This is a genomic window from Pseudomonas sp. H3_E04, from assembly GCF_054668915.1.
Genome location: NZ_CP162797.1, coordinates 1,508,244 through 1,533,648 on the forward strand (window position 1 = coordinate 1,508,244; position 25,405 = coordinate 1,533,648).

The 25,405-nt window shown below is 57.3% G+C and carries 19 protein-coding genes and 4 pseudogenes; 14 read left to right on the forward strand and 9 right to left on the reverse strand.

The features are described 5' to 3' along the window. Positions 1–57 precede the first annotated feature (57 nt). The gene (locus AB4N53_RS06795) at positions 58–1,119 is read right to left on the reverse strand and encodes an SDR family oxidoreductase (RefSeq protein ID WP_460119243.1); all 1,062 of its coding nucleotides are present in this window, start codon (positions 1,117–1,119) and stop codon (positions 58–60) included. Positions 1,120–1,223: 104 nt separating this feature from the next. Here AB4N53_RS06795 and AB4N53_RS06800 point away from each other — a divergent pair, with 104 nt between their 5' ends. Next, on the forward strand, positions 1,224–1,868 hold the full coding sequence (locus AB4N53_RS06800; RefSeq protein WP_460119245.1) for a dTMP kinase: 645 nt from the start codon (positions 1,224–1,226) through the stop codon (positions 1,866–1,868). Positions 1,869–2,011: 143 nt separating this feature from the next. Here the strand turns inward: AB4N53_RS06800 and AB4N53_RS06805 are convergent, their stop codons facing one another. Next, positions 2,012–2,479 carry a metallophosphoesterase family protein gene (locus AB4N53_RS06805; RefSeq protein ID WP_460119247.1) on the reverse strand — a complete coding sequence of 156 codons (468 nt, stop codon included), beginning with the start codon at positions 2,477–2,479 and terminating at the stop codon, positions 2,012–2,014. 80 nt (positions 2,480–2,559) lie between these two features. After that, entirely contained in the window at positions 2,560–2,859 is a 300-nt protein-coding gene (locus tag AB4N53_RS06810) for a MafI family immunity protein (protein WP_460119249.1), read from the reverse strand. 1,183 nt (positions 2,860–4,042) lie between these two features. Here AB4N53_RS06810 and AB4N53_RS06815 point away from each other — a divergent pair. From AB4N53_RS06815 to AB4N53_RS06825, 3 genes and pseudogenes are all read left to right on the forward strand, one after another. Continuing rightward, the gene (locus tag AB4N53_RS06815; protein ID WP_460119251.1) at positions 4,043–6,364 is read left to right on the forward strand and encodes a hypothetical protein; all 2,322 of its coding nucleotides are present in this window, start codon (positions 4,043–4,045) and stop codon (positions 6,362–6,364) included. Positions 6,365–7,494: 1,130 nt separating this feature from the next. After that, complete coding sequence (locus tag AB4N53_RS06820; protein WP_460119253.1) at positions 7,495–8,475, forward strand: AAA family ATPase; 981 nt, start codon at positions 7,495–7,497, stop codon at positions 8,473–8,475. Beyond that, positions 8,472–8,741 (forward strand): annotated as a pseudogene (locus AB4N53_RS06825) (DUF58 domain-containing protein); the annotation flags it as partial. The gene AB4N53_RS06820 and the pseudogene AB4N53_RS06825, both read left to right, overlap by 4 nt. On the opposite strand, the pseudogene AB4N53_RS06830 reads toward AB4N53_RS06825, so the two are convergent. Next, positions 8,736–9,125: pseudogene (locus AB4N53_RS06830) on the reverse strand (DUF3313 domain-containing protein); the annotation flags it as partial. The pseudogenes AB4N53_RS06825 and AB4N53_RS06830 overlap by 6 nt on opposite strands. A gap of 249 nt (positions 9,126–9,374) precedes the next feature. Between AB4N53_RS06830 and AB4N53_RS06835 the strand changes: the two are divergent. The 5 genes and pseudogenes from AB4N53_RS06835 to AB4N53_RS06855 all read left to right on the forward strand — a co-directional run bounded on the left by AB4N53_RS06835 (position 9,375) and on the right by AB4N53_RS06855 (position 12,664). Continuing rightward, positions 9,375–9,971, forward strand: coding sequence for a paraquat-inducible protein A (locus tag AB4N53_RS06835; protein WP_460119255.1), 597 nt, complete (start codon positions 9,375–9,377; stop codon positions 9,969–9,971). Further along, positions 9,968–10,618 (forward strand): paraquat-inducible protein A, encoded by a 651-nt coding sequence (locus tag AB4N53_RS06840; RefSeq protein WP_460119257.1) that lies wholly within the window; start codon positions 9,968–9,970, stop codon positions 10,616–10,618. Before AB4N53_RS06835 ends, AB4N53_RS06840 begins: the two co-directional genes overlap by 4 nt. Then, positions 10,599–10,802: pseudogene (locus AB4N53_RS06845) on the forward strand (mammalian cell entry protein); the annotation flags it as partial. The gene AB4N53_RS06840 and the pseudogene AB4N53_RS06845, both read left to right, overlap by 20 nt. A gap of 167 nt (positions 10,803–10,969) precedes the next feature. Beyond that, positions 10,970–11,614, forward strand: a pseudogene (locus AB4N53_RS06850) (sulfatase/phosphatase domain-containing protein); the annotation flags it as partial. A 252-nt stretch (positions 11,615–11,866) separates the two neighbouring features. Then, positions 11,867–12,664, forward strand: coding sequence for a SphA family protein (locus AB4N53_RS06855; RefSeq protein WP_460119259.1), 798 nt, complete (start codon positions 11,867–11,869; stop codon positions 12,662–12,664). Positions 12,665–12,733: 69 nt separating this feature from the next. Here the strand turns inward: AB4N53_RS06855 and AB4N53_RS06860 are convergent, their stop codons facing one another. The 4 genes from AB4N53_RS06860 to AB4N53_RS06875 form a co-directional block, all read right to left on the reverse strand. Further along, on the reverse strand, positions 12,734–15,136 hold the full coding sequence (locus AB4N53_RS06860) for a TonB-dependent siderophore receptor (RefSeq protein ID WP_460119261.1): 2,403 nt from the start codon (positions 15,134–15,136) through the stop codon (positions 12,734–12,736). 67 nt (positions 15,137–15,203) lie between these two features. Next, entirely contained in the window at positions 15,204–16,154 is a 951-nt protein-coding gene (locus AB4N53_RS06865; protein ID WP_460119263.1) for a FecR domain-containing protein, read from the reverse strand. Then, positions 16,154–16,663 (reverse strand): sigma-70 family RNA polymerase sigma factor, encoded by a 510-nt coding sequence (locus tag AB4N53_RS06870; protein WP_460119265.1) that lies wholly within the window; start codon positions 16,661–16,663, stop codon positions 16,154–16,156. Before AB4N53_RS06870 ends, AB4N53_RS06865 begins: the two co-directional genes overlap by 1 nt. An 81-nt stretch (positions 16,664–16,744) precedes the next feature. Further along, positions 16,745–17,641 carry a helix-turn-helix domain-containing protein gene (locus tag AB4N53_RS06875; protein ID WP_460119267.1) on the reverse strand — a complete coding sequence of 299 codons (897 nt, stop codon included), beginning with the start codon at positions 17,639–17,641 and terminating at the stop codon, positions 16,745–16,747. Between the two features lie 162 nt (positions 17,642–17,803). On the opposite strand from AB4N53_RS06875, the gene AB4N53_RS06880 reads away from it, so the two are divergent. From AB4N53_RS06880 to AB4N53_RS06900, 5 genes are all read left to right on the forward strand, one after another. After that, entirely contained in the window at positions 17,804–19,162 is a 1,359-nt protein-coding gene (locus AB4N53_RS06880) for a glutamine synthetase family protein (RefSeq protein ID WP_460119269.1), read from the forward strand. 425 nt (positions 19,163–19,587) lie between these two features. Further along, on the forward strand, positions 19,588–20,676 hold the full coding sequence (locus tag AB4N53_RS06885; protein ID WP_460119271.1) for a polyamine ABC transporter substrate-binding protein: 1,089 nt from the start codon (positions 19,588–19,590) through the stop codon (positions 20,674–20,676). Next, the gene (locus AB4N53_RS06890) at positions 20,673–21,974 is read left to right on the forward strand and encodes an NAD(P)/FAD-dependent oxidoreductase (RefSeq protein ID WP_460119273.1); all 1,302 of its coding nucleotides are present in this window, start codon (positions 20,673–20,675) and stop codon (positions 21,972–21,974) included. The genes AB4N53_RS06885 and AB4N53_RS06890 overlap by 4 nt, the downstream gene beginning before the upstream one ends. 125 nt (positions 21,975–22,099) lie before the next feature. Then, positions 22,100–23,755, forward strand: coding sequence for a PqiB family protein (locus tag AB4N53_RS06895; protein WP_252884214.1), 1,656 nt, complete (start codon positions 22,100–22,102; stop codon positions 23,753–23,755). A 17-nt stretch (positions 23,756–23,772) separates the two neighbouring features. Next, positions 23,773–24,321, forward strand: coding sequence for a PqiC family protein (locus AB4N53_RS06900; protein WP_460119275.1), 549 nt, complete (start codon positions 23,773–23,775; stop codon positions 24,319–24,321). A gap of 6 nt (positions 24,322–24,327) precedes the next feature. Here the strand turns inward: AB4N53_RS06900 and AB4N53_RS06905 are convergent, their stop codons facing one another. Next, positions 24,328–25,266 carry a site-specific integrase gene (locus AB4N53_RS06905; protein ID WP_460119277.1) on the reverse strand — a complete coding sequence of 313 codons (939 nt, stop codon included), beginning with the start codon at positions 25,264–25,266 and terminating at the stop codon, positions 24,328–24,330. Positions 25,267–25,405 lie beyond the last annotated feature (139 nt).

Genomic DNA, 25,405 nt, shown 5'->3' on the forward strand with positions numbered 1-25,405 from the left:
AAGTACTGTTGAATGAGGTGGGCACGCCAGGTGCCCACCTTATCTGTCTGGAACCGCCTAAGGTATCAAGCGCATCTCCCGCAGCCTGTTGAACACGTCGAAAAATGCCTGATCACTCGCTTGGTAGGCAGTGAAGCCCATCAGGCGGCTTTTCGACATATCCGTGACCACTTCGATGGGGCGACCAAGGTCGGCATCGGTATGCCATGGGGAAATCAGACGTCCAATATCGGACTCTTTCATACCGTGCTCGGCGACTATTTGCGTCCATACGGCTTGATCGTCCGCCATCTGCTTCTCTAGAGGCGAGGGTGACGCAGGATAGTCAGCAGCAGGCAGGTCGAAGTATTCGGCAATGCGGCCCCACATCCATTTCCACCGGAATACATCGCCATTGGTGATATTGAATGCCTGATTCGCCGCAGCCGGCGTGGTGGCTGCCCACAATTGCTGTTTCGCCAACTGCCGCGCATCGGTCATGTCGGTGAGGCTGTCCCATTGCACCCTTGATCCGGGAAACACAAACGGGCGATTGGTTTTTTTGCAAATCGAGGCATAGACGGCGAGGGTGGTTGCCATGTTCATCGCGTTGCCCACGGCCACCCCAGTGACGGTATGCGGGCGATGCACGCTCCATGTGAAACCGTCCTGTTCAGCTGCGGCGAAGAGTTCGTCTTCCTGGGCGTAATAGAAATTCTCGACATCGAGACGACCCTGTTCTTCGCGAAACGGCGTCTGCGGCAGACTGCCCTTACCGTAGGCTTCGAACGGGCCGAGGTAGTGTTTCAGGCCGGTAACCAGTGCTACGTGCTTGACGCTTTTGGCTGGACGAATGGCGGCGAGCACATTGCGCACCATGGCTGCATTGACGCGAATGTTTTCGGCCTCAGTGGCTTGCCGCGACCATGTGGTAATGAACACATGCGTGGGTTTCACATCCTTCAGCGCTTTTTCCAGAGAAGCAGGATCCTGAAGGTCTGCCGCGACAGGGATCACGCCGTGCGCTTGCGATGGATGCCTCGACAGCGCGGCGACTTGCCACTGGTTGTCGATGAGTAACTGGGTGATGGCGCTGCCGACAATGCCGCTGGCGCCCACGACTAGAGCTGTCTGGGTCATAGGTTTCTCCTGGATTTGAGTTTGGGAGTCCTGCTGAGCAGCAGAGGTTCAACCTGAAAATCCGTTAGAGTGCGCGCTACTCCCCGTTAAAGCCTGTGAGAAAAATGACTCGTCCGCTGTTTGTCGCTCTGGATGGCCCCAAAGGCGTCGGCAAAACCTCGCTGTTGGAGGCCATCACTGAAGTCCTGAGGGCAGACAACCAGAAAGTCATCCGACTGTGCGAGAAAAAAAGCGATCCGTTCAGGGGCGAGACAATGCACTTGGTGAACCGGCTCGTCCGCCATCCTGACCGGGATCTGGAACTCGAGGTTTGCCAACGCCTGGCTGACAGCCGCCGCTGGATTTCCCAGCACGTGCTGACCAAACAACCCGCCGACAGCATCATCCTCATCGATCGCTGGTACCCGTCCGATGCCGCGTTTCGCCGGATAGTCCCGTTTGCGGAAATCCTGCAGTTGAACATTGACCGCAACGTACAGGTGCCAGACCTGCATGTCGGGGTGGTTACAGCGGCTGACATTTCGTGGGCGAGGGCGGGGGCACGACGGCGTGGCTTGAGCAGTACTGTGCTTCGCGGTCTTGAGGAGCATGTCGCTTGTACTGAGGCGTTTGAGCAAGCCGTTGCTGAACAGGGCTGGTTTTTATGCCGGAATGAGGGAACGATCGAAGAGGCGACGAGGCGGGTGGTAGGGGAGATTAATCGGGTGATTAGACGCCTCCATGTCGGAAGTGTCAGTCCGCCATGCTGAGCGGCGCGGATCGGATCTAAACCCGCTGTCCTGTCACTTGATAGCACGCCTCGGCGGCGTTGAGGATCGGTTCGCCGCGAGATAGGTCGGGCCTGGTAGGAGGTGGCGCTTCCAGGTTCTGGATCGCAGTAATCGTAGCGATTTCAGGCGGGGGGATCCAGCAGGGAAATCAGGCGCGGCTCGATGCTGTCGGGTTGTATCTCGAGAATTGCCAGCGTGACCGGCAATTTGAAACGCCGAGGGCCGGCGCTACCAGGGTTCACGTATAGACGATCGCCGCGCCATTCTATGCGCGGTTTGTGGGAATGGCCGGTGATGATGAGCTTTATGTCTGGATCTAGATCGGCGGGGACGTCGGCGATGTCGTGGATAAGGAGAGTGTGCCAGCCGTTGAGAGTGCAGATCAGGGAGTCGGGGAGGTCTTTGGCCCATGGGCTGCTGAGGTCATTGTTACCGCGCACGGCGTGGACGGGAGCGATTTCGGACAATTGGGCGAGAATGTCAGGGTTGCCGATGTCGCCGGCGTGGATGATCAGGTCACAGCCTTGGAGCGCGCTGATGGCTTCGGAGCGGAGGAGATTGTGAGTATCGGATATCACGGCGGTTTTCATGGGCCAATTCTCCGTGGACGTTTCGGGTAGGAGTGACTCTTTTCGGCCCAAAGCTGACCTTCAGATGGGTAAATTTCTTTTCACCTCGTGAATGGCATCTTCAAGGACTTTGCGATCCGAGCTAAAATTTTTATGCATTTTTCAGAAACAACAAGCGGTGGTTCGTCAATCATGTAAAGCAGGTGTTCGAACGCTACTCCAGCCTCGTTGTGATCGACATAATCCAGAACTATTTCACCACCATTCTCTAAACCTGCCTGAGCTAATGCATGGTCTTCCGGTACAGGGCCAAGCTGGTCGTATGCAATGGACATCAGCGTCGAGATTTCCTCAAGTGCCTCAACGAAATCGGCCCTCAAGTCGTTGTCAAGGTGGCTCATAACAAACATTCCTTCGATTATGGTGACCTGCGTTCCGTTCCCGTCTGGTCGATTGTTGCCAAAGACATGGTCTTTGAGCACGCGCTTGGGAAGCTAAGGTCGACCGTCCGCTCTGAGGTCACGCTTTACCCATTTCCTCGTACGAAGCATCGACAAATGTGATGTGCTCATCCCAAGCAGCTTCAGCTAGATCCCGGATAATTTCAGCGAGCGTCTCAACATTACCCCCTGAGCTTCTATGCAGGCCAAGCGTCCGGGCGACCAGTCGATGACGGAACACTGTGGATACTTCCTTAGCAGTGCGGACAGCACTTCCTGAGGAGGCTCTTTGTGGATATACATGAAGTCAAAGTACAGGGCACTGGCATTCTGAAGCGGGTACACCAGAGCCCATGCATTTGATTGGCCGGGAAAGCAAATTCGGACATTACGATGCGCCCATTCCGGCCCACTGTGTTGCATCCTGCTAGTACTCAGCGTCCGGCCTTAACACTGTACGCTTTGAGGTCAGCAAATCTTACGAGGAAGAGGACAATCCGGCCAATCAGGCCATTGGACTTGTTCTCTTCGATCTCCTTAGACTCGCCTTCGGCGAAGCGCTTCTTGGTTTTCGACGCGAAGTATCGCAGCGCCCGTGCCAGCGTCCTGGATGCAATGGAGTCAGCGCACATTTATCACGACAGTCTCCAGTGGAAGGGCATCAAGCCTGACGTTTCATTGCTGCTGATACCTAGGGCAGACGAAGTAACAGCGCTTGTCAGCCCGACTTATCATGCGGACTGTGGGGTCGGAGCCTGGCAAATCAGTGCAGAATCAGAAGGTGAGGCACTGGGAATCGAGCTCAAACGAATTCTGAGTGCAATACCAATCGCGGTCGCTCCGGCGCGTGCAATTGCTACTGGAACGGCGAAGTAATCGATTGCGCACAGTAGCGCTAAACTCGCTGACAATCCCGCAACCCGAAATAAAGTCTTCGGCTCCCGACGTATTGGTTCGCTACGCCGGTGCGACCGTTCAGGTTCACAATCGGCAATGTTTTCGATCTTCACAATCGTTCAGCGCTGGCGGACAATCCGCGCTCTGTTCCGGGGTAGTTCAGCGGTAGAACACTCGGCTCCTACCGGGTGGGCGCTGGTTCGAGTCCAGCCCCCGGCCCCACAACATCGCAGGCACGGACGGACTCATGCCCGGGAACGATAGGAAATCGAATGCAAATGCCGGCATAGGCGCGGGCTATGCAGCCTTTCAACTGTCTCGGGCACTCGCTGCAGCGGGCCTCGACAATAATGGCCAGACGAGCAAACGCGTCGAGCGCTGGCGTAATGTGATCAAACACATATCCGACGAATCCGCATCGTATGGCTCACGAACGCCAGTCGCGGATGTGCCTGAGTGGGTAACGTTGGAAGTCGCCACGGGTGGTTTTGCGACTGGACAGTTCATGGCCGGTGGTGAACTGACTGAATATGAGCGAAGGCTGGCTGCCTCGATCCAAGGTATCCGTCCGGGCTTCGAACGACTCGATCTCAACTCCTGGCACCTCACGGAGGAGGGGATCGAGGTACTGCAAGCCAAACTCGCGAGCAGTGATTATCGGGTCGAGGTGCCAGAGGAGGCTGCACTGCTGACAGTGGCGTGGTTGCTGGGGCAGAACCGCATAGATAACGCATGGGATCTGGTTGAAGCGATAGCGCCTTTCTTTGTACAGCTGCGATTCTTTCCGATGGCGTCCGACGGTTTGCCGCTTTCGGCAGGGCAAGTGCAGGTTTGTACTGTCGGTGATATCAGAACCGTGCTTTCAAATCGCCCAGCACAGAAGCACTTTGCATTGCAAAAACATGTCGTTGAGACTCGCTTGCCGCTCTACGATTCGGCGGTGTCGCTCTTCCTTTTGACGTATCAGGATGATTGGCCTTGTCGTCGGTATCCCGAGGGATGGTTTGAGCAGGCGAGTACTCTGAAGCGGAAGTTCGATGCTTCCTGCCCCATCGCTCAATATGAAGCTGAGAACTCAAGGGATCGGGCAGGGGAGTTGTTTGCACTCTTGGGGCTTTGCGCCAGCGATGCGGCGTCGCTCACTGGGCGACAAGTCGGACGAATTCGCAGGATCGTCGATGATTTCGTACGCAAGCATGGTCATCCCGAATCTGAATCTCATGTAAAGAGCAGAGAAACTCAGCGCACTCACGTGTCTGCATCCGGGCACCATCTGATTGCTAAAGCCGTTGCCGAACGCCTGAACAGATATTCGGAATCGGATGGAGTTTCAGACTTTTCATCTCTGTTGCAATCCATTACCAGCGAAGAAGCGGCCGAATATTCGCTGGTAACAGGTGCTGGCATCCCTCCGGCCGTTCGTCGACGCGTCGAGCGGTGTCAAAACGGCACGGTTGAGGAGTTGATCGAGAAGGGTTTGATTACGTCTGGCGACACCGTGGCGCGGCTGCTGCCAGCGATAACGGCTGAGATCTACAGCGCAGGATTTCGCGATACGCCGCTGCGGATTCTGTCTGTCGCCACCTATCGTGCCTTTCGACGACGCCGATCATTGTTGCTGTTGGATCTGCAAACCCGGGTCAAAATGAATGAATTGCCGTGGGTGGCGGCTGTTGAAGACCAGCGAGAAACGGACGCGGTGGTCGCTGAAACAGCGAAACAGTTCCTGATCGAATCCGCAGCAATGACTCTTTGCGCTTTTCCTCAAGCGATCCTGCCCAACAAACTCATTCAGGAATTTGCTGCGCTTGCTGCGATGGCCAAGCTGGAACTGCCTTTTGTTGAAGAAGTCGCTTCAGACATTTTCATGGGCGCTTTCTCCAACAAGTACATAAGAGCTGCCAGGCAGGCGGCATCGTTGATCGGTGGCACGCTATACGCCAATTACTACGATATTGACGCAAGCTTATTGGCGATGCTTCCTGATCAACCGAAATCCAGGCGCAAAAGGTTTTCCAGGCCCAACACAAGTTCAAGGGATGCATTGGCCAGACTGTGCGCCCAGAGGGCTGATGAGCGCTTGGGTACATGGCGGCCGGCGACTAACGGGAAAATCATCGAGCAACAACAGATCCTCACGACACAAAACCTCTCGCTCTTATTTGGTGAGCTTGGGTTGAAGGCGCTGTTGCAGCATCGCCTGGCTTCGATGGCCGAGGAATGCTTCAGATGGATATGCAAACGCCAGCAGATGAAGTTGAGGTTTTATCACTCCAGCCTGGTAGTGATCAAAAATACAGCGTACGCCTGGCGGCAGATGGTGTTTTATCTAGCGATGCTCGATGAGACAGAAAGGCGATACGCGATTGAACGGATCGAAGCTCATTTCGCGATTCAGCCTGGTGCATTTCGTGAAAGGTTCCTGCCGGCGATTAGAGGATTGCGAGTAGCGGCTTCTGGCGCACCGTTGACCGAGGCTCGCCAAGCAAGCGAAGGTGCTCAGGTTTTTATCGGATGGACTACCGAGAGACATTGGTTGTTGAAGCAGCAAACGAATGGCGTTGCTTAGCCTGAGAGGTTGGGAATGGTGGATGTGATATCTAAAGGCTGAGGCCATCCGCACCCATGATTTAACATAATATACATTACACGTAACAAAGTATTACAAGACTAGCGTCGTTGCTCGCAAGATTCGAATCTGCGTCGTTGCCTGTGAGCGCCATTAAAAACTGAAGTCTCCATCACTGAAAAATGGAACGCCTGAAAAAACAGAACCGTAGGCTCTCCTTTCACAGTGACATCGTCCTTTTTATCTTTTTCCCTTTTGGCATTTCAAAACCGAATATTGGAGGTCATTTTTTCCAAGGCTCTGGAACTGGACTTATCGCAGGAAACATTTGCCAGCCAAAAGCCAAAACGTTTGATATCTGAAAACTGGAATTGTGAGCACAGCATTTGAAAAACTGAATGTTTGTACGCACGCTGCAATGGGAGTGTCATCACTTACGATGCAAAAACACGCCGCTGTGTGAAATCTGGACCGTATCGCGTGGACATGTTGCGCAGATCTAAAGGGCTGTCACGTCAGATTTAAAGCCTGACGAGGCCTCTTTCTTTCTGCATGGAGGTGTCTGCCACCGAATGCCTGAATGCCACCCGACAAACGTTGCCTCACCAATATTTCTCAGCATCTTATGGCCGTTTATAGGAAGGATTCCGAGCTGCTTTAACAGCTGGAAAGTGATTTCAAGTCACACTTACCCCGCCACGCATTAATAACAACAAGCTATAACTACACTAAACGTCTATTTAGTTGAGTTATAAAGAAATACTCCAGACTAACTCTTTCCAAACGAGCAGCAATTCATCTCACCTACCTGGCATTAGATAAACATTACCCGCCTACACCCTTCGGTCAACCTAGCCCAAAACTTCTATCGCGATATCTTAGCGGGAGTCACGGCTCGAACCGCTCCACGTTTTTTCACTGCAGGTCGGCTCTCGCGCGTTGAGGGTGCAGATGACGCCGCACGCAGCATATCCGTCAATTTACCAAAGCTCCTTCTTACTGCCGGGCAGGATCAAGATTCGCTTCAACATTTCCCGATACGCAGGCACTGAGCAATTTTCTGTCCTATCTTTGTCTGCGACATTAGTTAATGAGCAAGCCTTGGGCCTCTATTTCATAAGGGATTTCGAATGAGTGCACTGACCGACCTCAACGCCTTGCAGGCCAATATTGCTGAGTCAGTGCTCGGCCAGGATCAAGTGATTCGTCAGATTTTGCTTGGCTTGCTGGCTAACGGGCATTTGCTGTTGGAGAGTCTTCCAGGATTGGCCAAGACTCGCACGGTGAAGGCGCTATCCAAGCATCTTGATGCAAAGATGAGCCGCATCCAGTTCACGCCGGATCTGCTTCCTTCAGATATCACTGGTGCTGAGGTCCTGCATCAAGTCGAGGGTCGCAATGAAATCCGTTTCCAGCCCGGCCCGCTGTTTGGCAACCTGATTCTGGCAGACGAAATCAACCGCGCACCGGCCAAAGTCCAGGCTGCGTTGCTTGAAGCCATGGAGGAACGACAGATCACCGTTGCTGGCAACAGTCATCCTTTGCCAGACTTGTTTATCGTAGTTGCGACCCAAAACCCGATTGAGCAGGAAGGCACCTATCCGCTGCCCGAAGCGCAAATGGATCGTTTTCTGATGAAAGTCCTGCTCGACTATCCCAGCGCTGAAAATGAAAGTCAGGTGCTGCGCCTGTTGCGTGACGAAGAATTCAGTCAAGGTTCGAACACCGCCTCCAAGGACCATTTCGCGCTAGCGCAGAGCGTAATTTTCGAAGCGCGCAAGGAGGTCAGCGCCATACATGTTTCGCCCGCCATTGACCGTTATCTGATCGACCTGATCAATGCCACCCGCTATCCGGCCGACTATGACGAAGATCTGGGTCGCTGGATCAACATTGGCGCGAGTCCGCGTGGCGGCATAGGCCTTGATCGCTGCGCCCGCGCCGATGCCTGGTTGCAAGGCCAGGATTTCGTCTCGCCGGACAACGTGCGCGCCGTAGTGCATCCAGTGCTACGCCATCGCATACAGCTGAGCTATGACGCAGTGGCCGATGGAGTAACGGCTGACCAAGTGCTGGACCGGATCCTGGACAAGGTAGCAATTCCGGCATGACCAGTGACGGGTACGTCTACGTTTCTCTCGGCCAATTGATGGCAATGGAGTTTCCGGCTCGAGGGCTCAGCTTTGCTGCGCGTCAACCTCAAGGCAGCATTCTTGCCGGCAATCATGCTTCACGCTTACGTGGCCGGGGCCTGAACTTTGACGAGTTGCGCCGCTACCAGCCTGGCGACGATTTACGGCATCTCGATTGGCGGGCTTCGTTGCGTACCGGCAAACCTGTGGTGCGCACGTTCACTGAAGAACGCGACCGCGCTGCTGACCGCCGTAATCGCCGCGCGCACGACAATAGTGCCCGGGCCTGGGCCATTGGCCAGAGGCAGCGATTTGCCCAGTTCACGTTTGAGTGCAGAATCGTAGTAGGACGTGATGCCATTGAGTGTGCTTTGCGGAATCTTGTCTGTAGGTTGTGGTTTAGGGTAGAGCTGGCTTGGTTCTACGTAGACGCTCGAGTACTTGTTCAGATCGAGTTTGGGATCAACCCAGCGCATCACGGCCGCACCCGAGGGGGATTTCTCCTCTTTCAAACGACTGTAGTCCTTGAGGAAACCCGATTACTCATCAGGCTGAGTCAGCTTGCTTGAACATCCGGTCATGGCTAGCGTGGCGAGACATACCGACCCCATCAAAAGCGTTGCTCTCATTCTTGAATCTCCCTGGTGTGCGAAATTTCGCGAAACCCATTTCGATCAATGCATAGCTGCGATCGTCCGGGCCTTTGATGAGCCGAAAGACGAGCCGTTTATTTATAGCTCAGCTTTTCGCCCTGATCGCCAATCGAAGTAGATTTCGAGCTTTTCATCAGATACGGAAGTAAAAAAGTTGCTGAACCGTGAAGCGCTTCTATCCTCATTGAAGTTTTTCCGGTCTCTGAACTCCGCCGAGCGTATCCGATGGAAAATGACAAGGGATGGATCATTTGCGAGCATTGCGACGGCGTTTACGAGCGTAGCGTGCTCGTCAAGAATCAGAAATCCTTATGCGTGCGCTGCGGCGGCGTACTCCAGCGCTATAACGGCCTGACGATCGAGCAGCGTCTGGCGCTGACGCTCACCGCGCTGGTGGTCTGGATTTTCGCCAATTTTTATCCAGTGATGAGCATCAGCCTCAAAGGTCTGAAAAACAGTGCAACGCTTTGGGATTCTGTCGTGGCGTTGAGTCTGGGACCGATCACCTTCATAGCACTCGTGGCTGCGGTAGCCATGATCATTGCGCCAATCATCCAGTTACTGCTGCTGGCCTGGGTGCTGGGCTTCGCTCTGAAATCGCGTCGTTCCCCCGGTTTCCGCTTCTGCATGCGCTGGCTGGAAACCCTCAGACCTTGGAGCATGCTTGAGGTCTGCCTCCTTGGAGCCATGGTTGCGGTGATCAAACTTGCCGGGCTGCTGGACGTGTTGCCGGGAATTGGCCTGTTTGCCCTCGCAGTGTTGAGCCTGATGATGATCCGCATTGCCGGGCGCGATATCCGCGAACTGTGGGACATCGTATGAACATGCCGCCCAATGCAAATGACCTCAACTTGTGTCTTTGCCACAGTTGCGGCGAGGCGTGTGACATGACGGGCGAGCCCCATGAGTGCGAACGCTGCGGGGCTCCCCTGCATCGTCGCAAGCCCGACTCGCTGACGAGAACCTGGGCCTATATGTTCACGGCGCTGGCGTTCTATGTCCCGGCCAACCTGTTGCCGGTCATGAATACGAAAATGGTCGGCAACGGCGCTGACAGTACGATCATGAGCGGCGTGCTCGAATTCTGGGAGGCCGGAGCGTGGGATATCGCCCTGATCATCTTCATTGCCAGTATCGCCGTGCCCGGTATCAAGTTTGTCGCAATCACGCTGCTGCTGGTCACGGTCCAGCGCGACAGCCAATGGGCACTCAAGGAACGCTCGCGGTTGTACCGGTTCGTTGAGGTAATCGGTTACTGGTCAATGCTCGACGTTATCGTCGTCGCATTGGTCGCGTCGTTGGTGAAGTTCGACGCACTGGCCGACATCGAGCCACGTGCCGGCATTCTCTTTTTTGGCCTGGTGGTGGTATTCACCATGCTCTCGGCGATGAGTTTTGACCCGCGTCTTATCTGGGACCAACACAACCGGCAAGACAGGGAGCTCATGGATGAAGTTAGCCACCAATGACACGCCGCACACCCCGGGGCAAGCCCCGCTCAAGACGCGTCGATTCGGCGTGTCGCTGGTCTGGATAGTGCCCAATATTGCAGTGCTGGTAGGCATTTCACTGGTGGTGCACAGCATTCTTCAGCAAGGACCGACCATCACGCTGACGTTCAAGACGGGTGATGGACTCACTGCCAACAATTCCAGTAACGGTTGCCCTGCCGCCCAGTAAGGAGAGAGACCTCATGTCAGCCACGGATTTGCGCCGCTCCGGATCGGTGTTCACCAGCAGAAACTCAATACGTGGAGCCCTGTCATTACTCGGAGCCACAGGTTTGTTCGTCAGCAGTCTGTCCGCCCAGGCGGGCGGCATTCCGCAACGAGAAGAACTCGAACTGGGAAGGTGCTTTCCGCGTACCGGCGATGATCCGTTGGCCTGGCAAGATCAAGGCCGATTCGGTTTCAACGCAAATGGTCTCCGGTCTTGACTGGTTCCCAACACTGCTTGCCGCTACGGGCGACACCGATATCAAGGAACGCCTGCTGAAGGGGGCCGACGTTGGTGGCAAAAACTTCAAAGTCCATCTGGATGGCTTTAACCAGCTCGATTACCTCACCGGGAAAACCGAAAAGAGTGCTCGTGATGAGTTCTACTATTTCAGCGATGACGGCGACTTGGTGAGCATGCGTTACGGCGACTGGAAACTGGTGTTCTGCGAACAACGCGCACCAGGAGGCTTGAAGGTCTGGAGTGAACCCTTCACATGCCTGCGGGTACCAAAGCTTTTCAACTTGCGCATGGACCCTTACGAGCGCGCCGACGTAGTGTCCGACCAGTATTACGACTGGCTGACCAAGAACGACTTCCTGGTATTCAATGGCATTCGCAAGGCAGCAGCGTTCCTGCAGACTTTTGTCGACTACCCGCCTAGCCAACGTCCAGCCAGCTTCAGCATTGATCAGATTCGGGCTGACGTAGACAAAAAAATCGAGGAGAAAATGAAACAGCAAAAATAACAGGAGCTGCTGCCAAGCGTCCGCCCGAGGGCGGACGTTTTGCTTTTGGGACCGAGTTGCACTACTGATCCTGGATGAAAGGAAAGCAAAGCAGTGGAAAGAAAGACTTCAGTCGCCAGCTTCGTGTTATCCATCACTGCGCTCGGAGTGAGTTCCGTGTTACTTGCGGCCGAGGGCGGCGTTGGGCGTCCGATTACAGGCCAACAGGTATATTCCAACGCAGGGGTAGTACCACCAGAACCTGGCTGGATCATGTCACTGACCAGCATCTGGTACGACGGTGATCTAAAGGGCAATAAGGGCGTGCCCATCGTCGGTAGAGTTGGTGGAGATCTGGATATGAAAGTGTCCTATACCATCGCCAACTTCACTCATGTCTGGGATACCGGCAAAGGTCGATGGAACTATGCATCGGCTATTGGCGTGCCGGTGCAATATACCGATGTAACAGTGGATCTTACCCAACCTCGGGGCCGCGTGCTGGGGGCAGAAGACACGGGTACCCAGTTTGCGGATATTCTGGTCACACCCATCGCTGCCGGTTATCACTTCGACGCGCAGAACCACATATCCTTTTCCCTTCCGGTTTACCTCCCGACAGGTGCCTACAACGATAATCGCCTGGCCAACCCTGGCCAGAACAACTATACGTTCATGCCGACCGTCGCCTTCACCCACCTGGACGGCTCGGGTGGCGAAATGACGCTGTCCTCCGGCTTAGAGTTCTATACCGAGAACGAAGCCACCGATTATCGCAATGGCAACATTTTCACCTTTGATGCGCTCTGGACGCACGGGTTCGGAAACGGGTGGAGCGCAGGCATCGTCGGTGGGTATGTGCAGCAGATTACCGACGACAAAGGCCAGACTGCTGATTCATTCGGCGGCTATCGCGGTCGCTCCGTGGGAGCCGGTCCGGTGGTCGGCTGGGCGGGTAAATTCAGTGATGCTCAAGCGAATGTCAGCGCTCGCTGGGTGCCGGAGTTCGATACTAAAAACAGGCCGGAAGGTAGCGGTTTGGCGGTCAGTTTGACGCTGGCTTTCTTTTGAGCATCCGACTCACCAACCAATTCATCCGACCTGAACACTACGCGCGTTCGACGAGTTTATCCTGCTCTACTAAAAGTCCATCGTCGCCGACAGCAGATACGTTCGCGGAGTCGAAAGCGTCAATCCCGGCTCGCTGTCATCCGAAGCGCCCGCTGAACTCCAGTAGCGTTTATCCAGCACGTTTTCGACATTTGCGCGCAAGGTAATCGTCTTCTCGTCCAACTTGAAAGCATAGCGTGTGCCGACGTCGAACCGTTCCCAGGAGTCGATTTCCTTATCGTTGGACTGGTCCAGATACTGCGAACTCGAATAGATTCCACGGCTGGTCAATGTCAGGTCCTGCACAGTCGGCACGTCCCACTCCGCGCCGAGGTTGACGTTGTATTTCGGTGTTGCCGGCGCACGGTTGCCGTCGAATGTGCCGTTGGTAGTGTGGGTCAGTTCGCTGTCGATATACATCACACCGCCGAGCAATCGGAAGCCCTTGAGCGGTTCGCCAAATACGCTCAGTTCTGCGCCGTTGTTTTCGCGCTTGCCGTTCGGGCCGAAGACTCGCGTGGTGGCGTTGGTTTCGTACGCCGGTTGTTTGATGCGGAACACCGCTGCCGTCAGCGCGTACGCGCCCGCGTCGTACTTGGCGCCGACTTCGACCTGGCGGCTGATGAACGGTGGGAAGATTTCGTCTTCGTTAATTGACGTTGATGGCGCGATCTTGCCTTGGCTGAGGCCTTCCATGTAGTTGGCGTACAGCGAGAGTTTGTCCGTCGCCTTGAACAGAATCCCGCCGGACGGCGAGACCTTTTCTTCATCGTAGGCGGTGTCGCCCTTGATGCCATCGCTCCAGTCATCGACTTTGACCCGCTGCCAGCGCGCCCCCAAAGTCAGCAACAGGCGATCATCGAAGAAACCGAGCGTGTCGGACAACGCCACGCCGCTGAAGCGATTTTCGGTGTAGACCTTGGCGTCATTGCGGGTCGGCGTGCCGGGCTTGGCGATTTCCACCGGGTCATAGAGATTGCTACGCCCGGCGGCATATCGGGCGCCGCCGTTTTCGAAGTCCATATAAAAGTAGTTGGCCGCCAGGTTCACTTCATGGCTGACCGGTCCGGTCTGGAACCAGTTGCGCACCCCAGCGGTAGCCGTGCGGACGTTTTCGTCGCGGGTGAAATCTCGGGGCTGGACGCTGAAGTCACCGGCGTCGTTGGTCACCGAAACGGCATGACGCAAAAAGTCGTGATTGCTTTTCCGGGCGCCGACGGCGCCATACAGCATCACCGAATCACTGACATCGAACTCGCCGTTCACCGTGCCGAAAGTGTCTTTGGTGCGCGCCTGGCTCCAGGGTTGCGCGTAGTTATCGCGCACATCACTGGCGTTCGGGACCTTGGCATTGGCGGCGACTTGCACGCGTTCCTGCGGTGCGTCGGTGTCGCGTTCGGTGTGGCCGATATCAGTGGACAGTCGCAAGCGTTCGCCACGGAAATCCAGGCCAAATACCGCCATGTCGCGATCGACGCTCTGATGATCCCATTCGGTATCGCCGGACTGTTTGACCCCGTTGAAGCGCACCCCGAATTGATTGTCTTCGCCAAAGCGCCGTCCGACATCCACCGCGCCGCCGACTTGGTTGTTCGAGGCGTAATTGGCCGTCAGCGAGGTAATCGGCTTGTCGGTCGCACGTTTCGGCACGACGTTGATCCCCCCTCCTACACTGCCCCGTGGCGAAATACCGTTGATCAACTGGCTTGGGCCCTTGAGGATGTCGACGCGATCAGCCATTTCCATGTCGATGGTGTACGTCGGCAGGATTCCGTAGAGGCCATTGTAGGAAACGTCGCTGTTGAACAGGCTGAAACCACGAATGGTGAATTGCTCATAGCGGCCACCGGCCGGGTTGGTGGCGCGTACCGAAGGGTCACTGCCGATCAGATCGCCGAGCGTGCGCGCCTGTTGGTTTTTCACTGTTTCGCTGGTGTAGGTGGTCATGCTGAACGGGGTTTCCATGAAATCCCTGGAGCCCAACAGCCCTTGCGAGCCGCGCCGTGCAACCTGGCCGCCGGCAAACACGTCGGCATCCGCCGAGCCGCTCGCGCCAAGAATGGAGGTAGGCGCAAGTTGCAGGGTGCTGCCTTGTGCTGCGGGTACCAGCGTATAAGCCTGATCGCCGACCGGTTGCAACTGCAAACCAGAGCCCAGCAACAACCGGCTGAACCCCTCCTCCACGCCATATTCACCGGACAAACCATTGCTGTTGCGGCCGCTGACCAGTGCCGGATCCACCGACAGATTGACGCCCGCGAGACCGGCGAAACGCGTCAGCGCTGCACTCAGACTACCGGCCGGCACCTGATAACTGCGGCGGCTGCCATCGTCGGCCCAGCTCGATTGGATCAACACAGGGCTGGCACTCAGGCTCAGCAAAAGGCTCAACTGCAACAACGGACGCAAACGACCTGGGAATACTGCGGGCATTGGTAGAAGCTCTCGATTTTGTTCACTTGCCTGGAATGACCAGCGAGGCGAAAAAAAGGGACAGGCTTCAGCCAGTTTTTTCTGTGCGCGGCACCAATGACACCCAAAATCGCGTTCGCGTATGCACGTCGACGGGCAAACTGGCTGCCAGCAGTGACAGCACCTGATCGGTGTCGTCGAGGCGGAAACTGCCGGTGACGCGCAGCGATTCCAGCGTCGGATCCCAGCGCAATACGCCCGAGCGATAGCGACTCAATTCGCGGAGGAAATCACCCAGAGGCTGGTTTTGCGCCATCAACACGCCGTCGAGCCAACCGGGCATCAACGTATCGAACGCCGTCACCGCCCCCGCGCCTGAAGCTTGCAGGCTGACTTGCTGGCCCTGCTTCAATACCAGCGCCGAGCCGTGCAGCGGCTGCAATTGCACCGAACCACGCAGCACGCAGACTTGGCAATCGCGCGCATTCAGGCGCACCGAGATGTCGCTGTGACTAACCATCATCCGCCCATAAGGCGCGTTGACGATAAAGGCTGCATCGCCCGCCACGCTGAGTCCCAGTTCGCCACGAATCAGCGTCAACTGACGTGCCGGCAGATCGACATTCACCGCGCTGTCGGTGTTGAGCTGCAATGAACAATCCTGCGCCAGCTGCACTTTGCGCCGCTCACCGGTACTGGTGTGCAAATCGGCGCGCCAGACTTCCAGCGGCAGTTCGCGTCCGATCAACCACGCCGCCGGCACCAGCGCTGCCACCCCCAAGGCACGCTTGAGCGCCGCCCGCCGCGCCGGATCCGGTCGGTCCAGCGTGGCCATGGCCAGCGTCGGCGGCAAACCTGCGAAACGCTGGCGAAGCTGTTGAATTTTCTGCCACGCGTTCTCGTGGCGACTGTCACTGTTGCGCCAATGCTGCAATCGCGCGTGATCTTCATCGCTGGCACCGCCGGATTCAAGCAAGGCCAGCCATTGCGCCGCTGCCCGTGCTACTTCCCGCGTTTCCTCGCTCGGGGCAACGCGCATCACAGCTCCACCAGCAAACAATGCTCGTACGCCTGGGCCATGTAACGTTTCACCGTGCGCTCAGAAACCTGTAGACGCTCGGCGATCTCGCGATAGCCAAGGCCCTCGAGTTGACTCCAGAGAAATGCCCGACGCACCGCTCGCGGCAAGCCATCGAGCAACTCATCCAGCGCCTGCAAGGTTTCCAGCAGCAGCCAGCGCTGTTCCGGCGACGGTGCGCATGCTTCAGGCAATTGCGCCAAGGCGTCGAGGTAGGCTTGTTCCAGATGGCGTCGCGTGTAGAAATTGCTCAGCAGTCGTTTGCCGACAGTGAGTAAATACGCGCGCGGCTCGCGCAACTCGGCCAGTGGCGGCGCATTGCAAAGGACGCGTAGAAAGGTGTCCTGGCTGAGGTCCGCCGCATCCCACGCATTGCCCATGCGCCGGCGCAGCCAGGTTTCCAGCCAGCCACGGTGCTCGCGATACAACTGTTGCAGGCTCTGCTCCGACGGTGACGTGGCTTCAAACATCTCAACAGACCCTGCGCGAAGGTAGATTCAAATGAGACTGATTCTATTTAACTTTAGCGAGGACACAAAGCCTTTTTCTGTTCAGCGCTTGAGCGTTTCGCTCGGCAGCTCCTTGAACAGTGCGCGGTAACTGCTGGAAAACCGCCCCAGATGCCAGAAAGACCAGCGCATCGCCACTTCGGCAACGGTGGTTTCTGTGGGCCTGCGCTTGAGCAACTCACGGTGCGCACTGTTCAGCCGCCTCAGGCGCAACCAGTGGCTCGGGGTCATCCCGGTGTACGCCTTGAAAGCCTGTTGCAACTGGCGCAGCGGTACGCCGGCAACGTGGGAAAGTTCGAGCAGATTGACCGTGTCTTCCGGCGAATCAGCCGCCCACTCCCCTACTCGTTTCATGATTTGGCGTTCGTCATTGCGCCGCTGCAATCCGCCACGATCCAGACCGGTGTGAGCGTTATCAAGGATGAACAGGCAATCCTCAAGCAACTGCTGCGTCAGGCGATTTTTATCAAGTGGATCAGCAGTTTGCGACAACTTCGTGAGAATCGAGCTTAACCAGCCGCTGAACAAGGCGTTCTGTCCGCAGTTCAGCGGCGCCATGAACAAACCTTCGAGTTTCGCCACTTGCAGGCCGTGCTCGCGGACGAAATCCGGGCCGAACACCACGGCAATTTCCCGGTAGTTCTCCGGGGTGATCCAGATGTTGCGGCTGTCTTCGTTGAGCAGATACAGCGCGTTGTCACTGCGATCGAAACAGAACGCCAGAGCCCCGGATGGCGCGCTGAAATTCTGTTCGACCCGGGTGTTCATCTGCTCTTCGTAGACCTCGACGCCCTGCAGATCGAGATAACGAATCTGCCCGGCAAAATGTCCCGGCGACATCTGCTGGTAATGCTGGACCCAGCCCGGTGTGGCGCGGATTTGCTCGGCCACATCGGCGGTGTTGAATGCTTGAACCTGGAGCGGATTGCACGTTGTCATGGGGTGACCTTGCGCACTCTTTTGGTGCGCTTTGGTGCTGCTGAAAGTGGATAGATGGAATCGCAAGCCGCGCCCAAGATAGTCGCCAACACGCCATAGGGGAAGGGGCGGAAGATGAAACCCGCCCTCCCCGGCGTCTACAAAACCAATAACGAGGTCTTTATGAACGCCCCTTTCGATCAGCTGTTCACCTGGCTGAAAGATCACAAGATTACCGAAGTCGAATGTGTGGTCAGCGACCTGACCGGCATCGCCCGCGGCAAGATTGCACCGACCAACAAGTTCTTGCATGAGCGCGGCATGCGCCTGCCGGAGAGCGTGCTGCTGCAAACGGTAACCGGGGATTTTGTCGACGACGATATCTACTACGACCTGCTCGACCCGGCCGACATCGACATGGTCTGCAAACCGGTTTCCGATGCCGTCTACGTCATTCCGTGGGCGATCGAGCCGACCGCCATCGTCATCCACGACACCTTCGACAAGTTCGGCAACCCGATCGAACTGTCGCCGCGCAACGTGCTGAAGAAAGTCCTGCAGCTTTACACCGACAAGGGCTGGAAGCCGATTGTCGCGCCGGAAATGGAGTTCTACCTGACCCAGCGTTGTGAAGATCCGGACCTGCCGCTCAAGGCACCACTGGGTCGTTCCGGGCGCGCGGAAAGCGGTCGCCAGTCGTTCTCGATCGATGCCGCCAACGAATTCGATCCGCTGTTCGAAGACGTCTACGATTGGTGCGAACTGCAAGGCCTGGATCTCGACACACTGATCCATGAAGACGGCCCGGCGCAGATGGAAATCAACTTCCGCCACGGCGATGCGCTGGATCTGGCTGACCAGATCACCGTGTTCAAACGCACCCTGCGCGAAGCGGCGCTCAAGCACAACGTGACGGCGACGTTCATGGCCAAGCCGATAGGCGACGAGCCCGGCAGCGCCATGCACCTGCACCAGAGTGTGGTCGAGATCGCCACCGGCAAGCCGATCTTTGCTGATGCCGAGGGCAGCATGAGTGAGCTGTTCCGTCATCACATCGGTGGCCTGCAGAAGTACATCCCGAAAGTCCTGCCGATGTTCGCGCCGAACGTCAATTCGTTCCGCCGCTTCCTGCCGGACACCTCGGCACCGGTCAACGTCGAATGGGGCGAAGAGAACCGCACGGTGGGCCTGCGTGTGCCGACATCGGGGCCGGAATCGATGCGTGTGGAGAACCGCTTGCCCGGCGCCGACGCCAACCCTTATCTGGCGATTGCCGCCAGCCTGCTGTGCGGCTACATCGGCATGGTCGAGAAGATCGAGCCAAGCGCGGCGGTCGAAGGCCGGGCCTACGAACGGCGCAATCTGCGCCTGCCCATCACCATCGAAGAAGCCCTGACGCAGATGGAAGAGTGCCCGAAAGTCGCTGAATACCTGGGCAGCAAATTCGTTCGCGGGTACGTCGCCGTGAAGCGCGCCGAGCACGAAAACTTCAAGCGCGTGATCAGCTCGTGGGAGCGCGAGTTCCTGCTGCTCAGCGTCTGACGGCGTACCTGTCCCTGTGGGATCTGTGATGTACCCAAGAAGTGATAACACCACACAGCCCTGTGGGAGCGGGCTTGCTCGCGAAGACGCCGGCAGATTCAACATGGATGTCGACTGAAACACCGCTTTCGCGAGCAAGCCCGCTCCCACATTGGGATCTGTGATGTACCCAAAAAGTGATAGCGCCACAGAACCCTGTGGGACCTGTGATGTACCCAAGAAGTGATAACACCACAGAACCCTGTGGGATCTGTGATGTACCCAAGAAGTGATTAGCACCACAGAACCCTGGGATCTCTGTGATGTACCCAAGAAGTGATAACACCACAGAACCCTGTGGGATCTGTGATGTACCCCAGAAGTGATAAACACCACAGAAGAATGTACAGCGCTTGAGAATTCCAATAAGTCCAAGAGGTGTCGATATGCGTCCATTGAAATCCATACTCCCGGTCGCGCTGAGCGTGCTGTTCAGCGCAGCAGCCCACGCCGAGCCCCAGGTCAGTGTCTACAACTGGACCGACTACATCGGCGAAACCACCCTCGCCGACTTCCAGAGCAAGACCGGGATCAAGGTGATCTACGACGTCTTCGACTCCAACGAAACTCTGGAAGGCAAACTCCTCGCCGGGCGCACTGGATACGACGTGGTAGTGCCGTCCAACCACTTCCTCGCCCGCCAGGTAAAGGCCGGCGCGTTCATGAAACTGGATCGCTCTCAGTTGCCAAACTGGAACAATCTGGACCCGAAACTACTTGAATTGCTTGAAAAAAATGACCCAGGCAATGAGCACTCGGTGCCCTATCTGTGGGGCACTAACGGCATCGGCTACAACGTCGACAAGGTTAAGCAAGTGCTCGGCATCGACCACATCGATTCCTGGGCCGTACTGTTCGAACCGGAGAATCTGAAAAAGCTCAGCCAGTGCGGCGTGTCAATGATGGACTCCGCCGACGAAGTCTTCCCCGCCATCCTCAACTACATGGGCATGGACCCACGCAGTGAAAACCCTGAGGACTACAAAAAAGCCGAAGCCAAGCTGCTGAGCATCCGCCCATACATCACCTATTTCCATTCATCCAAATACGTGTCGGACCTGGCCAATGGCGACATCTGCGTCGCGTTCGGTTACTCCGGCGATGTGTTCCAGGCCGCCAATCGCGCCCGGGAAGCCAAGAACGGTGTGAATATCGCCTACGCCATTCCCAAGGAAGGCGCCAACCTGTGGTTCGATCTGCTGGCGATTCCGGCCGACGCGAGCAACGCCAAAGAGGCCCACGCCTTCATCAATTACCTGCTCGATCCGCAGGTGATCGCCAAGGTCAGCGCCACCGTCGGCTACGCCAACCCGAACCCGGCGGCCAAGCCGTTCATGGATCAGGAGTTGGTCAACAACCCTGAGGTTTATCCGCCGCAGTCGGTACTCGACAAACTCTACATTTCCTCGACCCCGCCCCAAGCGATCATGCGCCTGATGACCCGGTCTTGGAGCAAAGTGAAGTCGAACAAATGACTCAGCACAGCCCACAACACGCCCGTTCCTATTACGCAGCTTCTGCACGAGCGAGCACGCCCTACCCGTCGCTTGACGGCGATCTGATTGCCGACGTCTGCGTGATCGGGGGCGGCTTTACCGGCGTCAATACGGCGATTGAACTGGCGCAGCGCGGTTTATCGGTGGTGTTACTCGAGGCGCGACGCATCGGCTGGGGCGCCAGCGGGCGCAATGGTGGTCAGCTGATTCGCGGCATAGGCCATGAAGTCGAGGGTTTCACTCGCTACGTTGGCCAGGACGGCGTGCGTTATCTGCAGCGTGCCGGCATCGACTCGGTGGAGCTGGTGCGCCAGCGCATCACTGACAACGCCATCGACTGTGATCTGCGCTGGGGCTTTTGCGAACTGGCCAACACTGCCGCGCAATTCGCCGCGTTCCAGCAGGAACAGGACAGTCTCGCTGAACTCGACTATGCCCACGAAACCAGGCTGGTCGGCCCGCAGCAGGTCCGTCAGCAAGTGGTTGACGCCGGTGTGTACGCCGGCGGATTGATCGACATGGGTTCGGGGCATTTGCATCCGCTGGACCTGGTGCAAGGTGAGGCGCGTCTTGCCGCATCGCTGGGCGTGCGTGTCTTCGAACACAGCCCGGTGCTGGAAATCCTCCACGGCCCTACCGTCGAGGTACACTGCGCCACGGGTTCAGTACGCGCTGGCAGCCTGGTGCTCGGCTGCAACGCGCATCTGGATGACCTGGAGCCGAAACTCAGCGGCAAGGTGCTGCCCGCCGGCAGTTACATCATCGCCACCGAGCCGCTGGACGAAAGCCACGCGGCGCAGTTGATTCCACAAAACCTGGCGCTGTGCGATCAAAAAGTCGGTCTGGATTATTACCGGCTTTCGGCTGATCGACGTCTGCTGTTCGGCGGCGCTTGTCATTATTCGGGGCGCGATCCGGCGGATATCTGCGCCTATATGCGGCCGAAAATGCTCAAGGTGTTCCCGCAACTGGCCGATGTGCGCATCGACTACCAATGGGGTGGCAAGATCGGCATCACCGCCAATCGCTTTCCCCAGGTTGGCCGGCTCAAACAGCACCCGAACGTGTTTTACGCGCAGGGCTATTCCGGTCATGGCCTCAACGTTACTCATTGGTGCGCGAAATTGTTGGGCGAAGCCATTCACGCCGGGCACAGCCAAGGCATGGACGTGTTCAGCAGCGTGCCCCACATGACCTTCCCCGGGGGCCCTGCGTTGCGTTCGCCGCTGCTGGCGCTGGGCATGTTCTGGTATCGCCTGCGCGAAATGCTCGGTTAACAGGCGCTTACACATTCATGAAGTTAAAACGGCTGCGGATTTGCTCTATCGCAAGGCACTTCTATATTGATGAAGTGCTTTTGCGTTCCTGACGCTCAGTGCCCGATTAATTGAGGAGGACATGGATGAAGTCGTCAACCAGCGACGAGCCGCGAGCACCCGGTCAAGCGCCGATCAAAACCCGCCGTTTCGGTATTTCACTGGTATGGATCGTGCCGATCGTGGCGGTGCTGGTGGGCATTTCGCTGGTGATTCACAACATCCTTCAAGAAGGCCCGGTCATCACCGTCACTTTCAAGACCGGTGATGGCCTGACCGCCAACAAGACCGAAGTCAGGTACCGCAACGTGGTCATCGGCCATGTCTCGGAGGTCGAACTGGCCAGCGACCATAGACACGTCAACGCCACGATCAAACTGGCCAAGCAAGCCGAAGCCTTCACCCGCGAGGACTCGCAATTCTGGGTGGTGCGACCGCGCATCGGTGCCGGCGGTGTCTCGGGCATCGATACGCTGCTGTCAGGCGACTATATCGGTGCCGACATCGGCCAAGCCAACACCCGGGCAAAAACCTTCAAAGGCCTGGAGAACCCGCCGCCGATCACCTACGGCGAGCCGGGCAAGCGCTTCACTCTGCACACCGCCGACCTCGGCTCGCTGGACATCGGTTCCCCCGTCTACTACCGCAAGATTCCCGTTGGCCAAGTCGTGTCCTACGCGCTGGACCCGGACGGCAAAGGCGTCAATATCGAAGTCTTCGTGCATTCGCCCAATGATGCCTACGTCACCGAAAACACCCGCTTCTGGAACGCCAGTGGCATCGACATCAATGTCGGCGCCAACGGCTTTGCGGTGAAAACCGAATCGCTGTCGACCCTGCTGGTGGGCGGCATCGCTTTTCGCGCCCCGGACTACAGCCCCAACGACACGCCGGCCAGCGACGACAAGAGTTTCGAGCTGTTCGCCAACCAGACCGCCGCCCTCGCCCCGCCTGACGGCAAGGCGCAGTATCTGGCGCTGCGGTTTGATCAGGCCTTGCGCGGGCTCAAGGTTGATGCGCCTGTGGAGTTTCTCGGTATCGAAATCGGCCGGGTGGTGGCGGTCAATCTCGACTTCGACGAGGTCAAGCGCACCTTTCCGGTGAATGTCGGCATCGTCATTTATCCGCAGCGACTCGGCCGTGCCCACGCGAAGATTCTCAAGACCTACCATGGCGACGAAAACGACGAGGCCACCGGCGCGCGCCTGATCGGCACGTTCATCGAAAACGGCCTGCGCGCCCAGGCCCGCAATGGCAACCTGCTCACCGGTCAGTTGTATATCTCGCTGGATTTCTACCCTAAAGCGCCGAAAGTCGCGTTCGACCCTACGGCGCGGCCGGTCACCATTCCGACCGTCCCTGGCAGCCTCGAACAGTTGCAGGAAAAACTCGAGGCGATGGTCAACAAGATCAACGCGCTGCCGGTGGAACGAATCGCCAGCAACCTCGACGGCAATCTGGTCGAGCTACGCAAAGGCCTGAAGCAGTTCAATGCCAGGACCCTGCCGAGCGTACAGAGCACCCTCGCCGACGTCAGCAAGACGTTGCAGTCCGCCAATTCGACTTTGGCCGAGGACTCACCGCAACGCGAGCAGCTGACCGAGACCCTCGACGAGCTCGGACGCATGTCGCGCTCGTTGCGTGAATTGTCGGATTACCTCGGTCGCCACCCTGAGTCGCTGATTCGCGGGCGGCCGGACAACGCCGCGCCGCTGGACCTCAAAGGACCGCCACGCAATTGAGCACAGGAGCTGAATCCATGGCTTTACCGTTGAAGATCACCGTGCTCGCTGCGCTCGTGCTGCTGACCGCCTGCCGGAGCGACCCGATCAGCTTCCATACGCTGACCCCGGCGCAACCGGGTGTCAGTCGCAACGGCGCCGATATCGCCATCGAAAGCATCAGCGTGCCGCCGCAGGTCGATCGCGCGCAAATTGTCATCCGCCAAGGCAACAGCGGCGTGGCTATTCTGGAAACCGATTGGTGGAGCGCCACCCTTGCCGATGAGTTACGCGGTGCACTGGCTGATCAGCTGAGCAGCGGCGTCGGTCAGCAGCGAGCCTCCGTGCGCGTCGATGTACAGCGCTTCGATTCGATCCCCGGGCAGTACGCCTTGATCGACGTGAAATGGCGAGTGCGCCCGCTGGGTGCGACGGACGCCGCGCTGCTGAACTGTCGCTCGGTGTTGCAGACGCCTTCGGGGCCGAGCATCGACGAACTGGTGACAGCGCAACAGAACAACATCAAACGCCTCGCTGCGCACATCGCGCAGGGTGCCAGCGGGTCGCGCTGCCCGCCGCAGACCTGACACCGTTTACAAATCGAAGCGATCCACCGCCCGCCGCCGCTCGTTGTCATCGCGCACGTCGTAGTTGGCGGTGGTCTGGATATTGCTGTGATGCGCGAGTTTCTGTGCGATCGACAGGTCGTGCTCTTCGATCACCCGAGTGATGAACGAACGCCGAAAATCATGGGGCATGATCTTCACCCCGACCTGCGTACCGCGCTGGCGGGCGATGTAGTAAATCGCGTGTTTGGTAATGCGCTCGCGAGTGATATGGCTGCCCCGGCGAATGCGGTTGAACAGAAACGCATCGTCGCTCTCGCCTTCCTTGAGCTGTGAACGACGCAGTTCCAGCCAGGCATCGAGCTTGGCAAAGGCCCAGGCCGGCGCGTATTTTATCAACTGCTTGTTGCCCTTGCCAGTCACGGTCAGGCTGCGTTCGCGAAAATCGACCTGACTCAGATCCAGATCCACCGATTCCGACTTGCGCATGCCGGTGCCGTACAGCAGCGCAATCACCGCCGCATCACGCAAGCCCTGCGGGCGTGGGTCGGCAGCGCAGACTTCCATCAGTTCGTGAATCAGCGTGCGCTTGAGATTGCGTCCCTGGGACAACCGTGTGCCGGCGATGCCCTTGACCGAGCGCATCTTCAGCAGGTGATCCTGGCTGATCAGGCTCATGCGCCACGCTTCGTTCATCACACCGCGCACGGCATTCACGTACAGCGATGAGGTGTTCGGTGCATAGCCGTCGGCACGCAAAGCGGCGACCAGCGCTACCACGTCTTCCGGTTGCAGGCCGTGCCAAGGGATGTCTTCGATATCGACGTCCTCGAACCCGAGGCGGTCGGCGGCGTCTTGCAGCACATAGCGCATGGTCAACTGGCTGGAAGGCGCCAGTCGCGCGAGGTAAACGGTCAGCGGATTGGTGTTGGACGGTGCGGGATGGGTACTCGACAAATCACTCAAACGAAACGGCCTTGAAATAAAAAACGATTCAACAAAAACAATAAATGCATGAACTGAAACGCAAAAAACGGCATGACTCGATGACAGGGGTTGCCGCGAAAGGCCGACAACCTGCCGTTCGAGGCAGTAAAAGTCAATC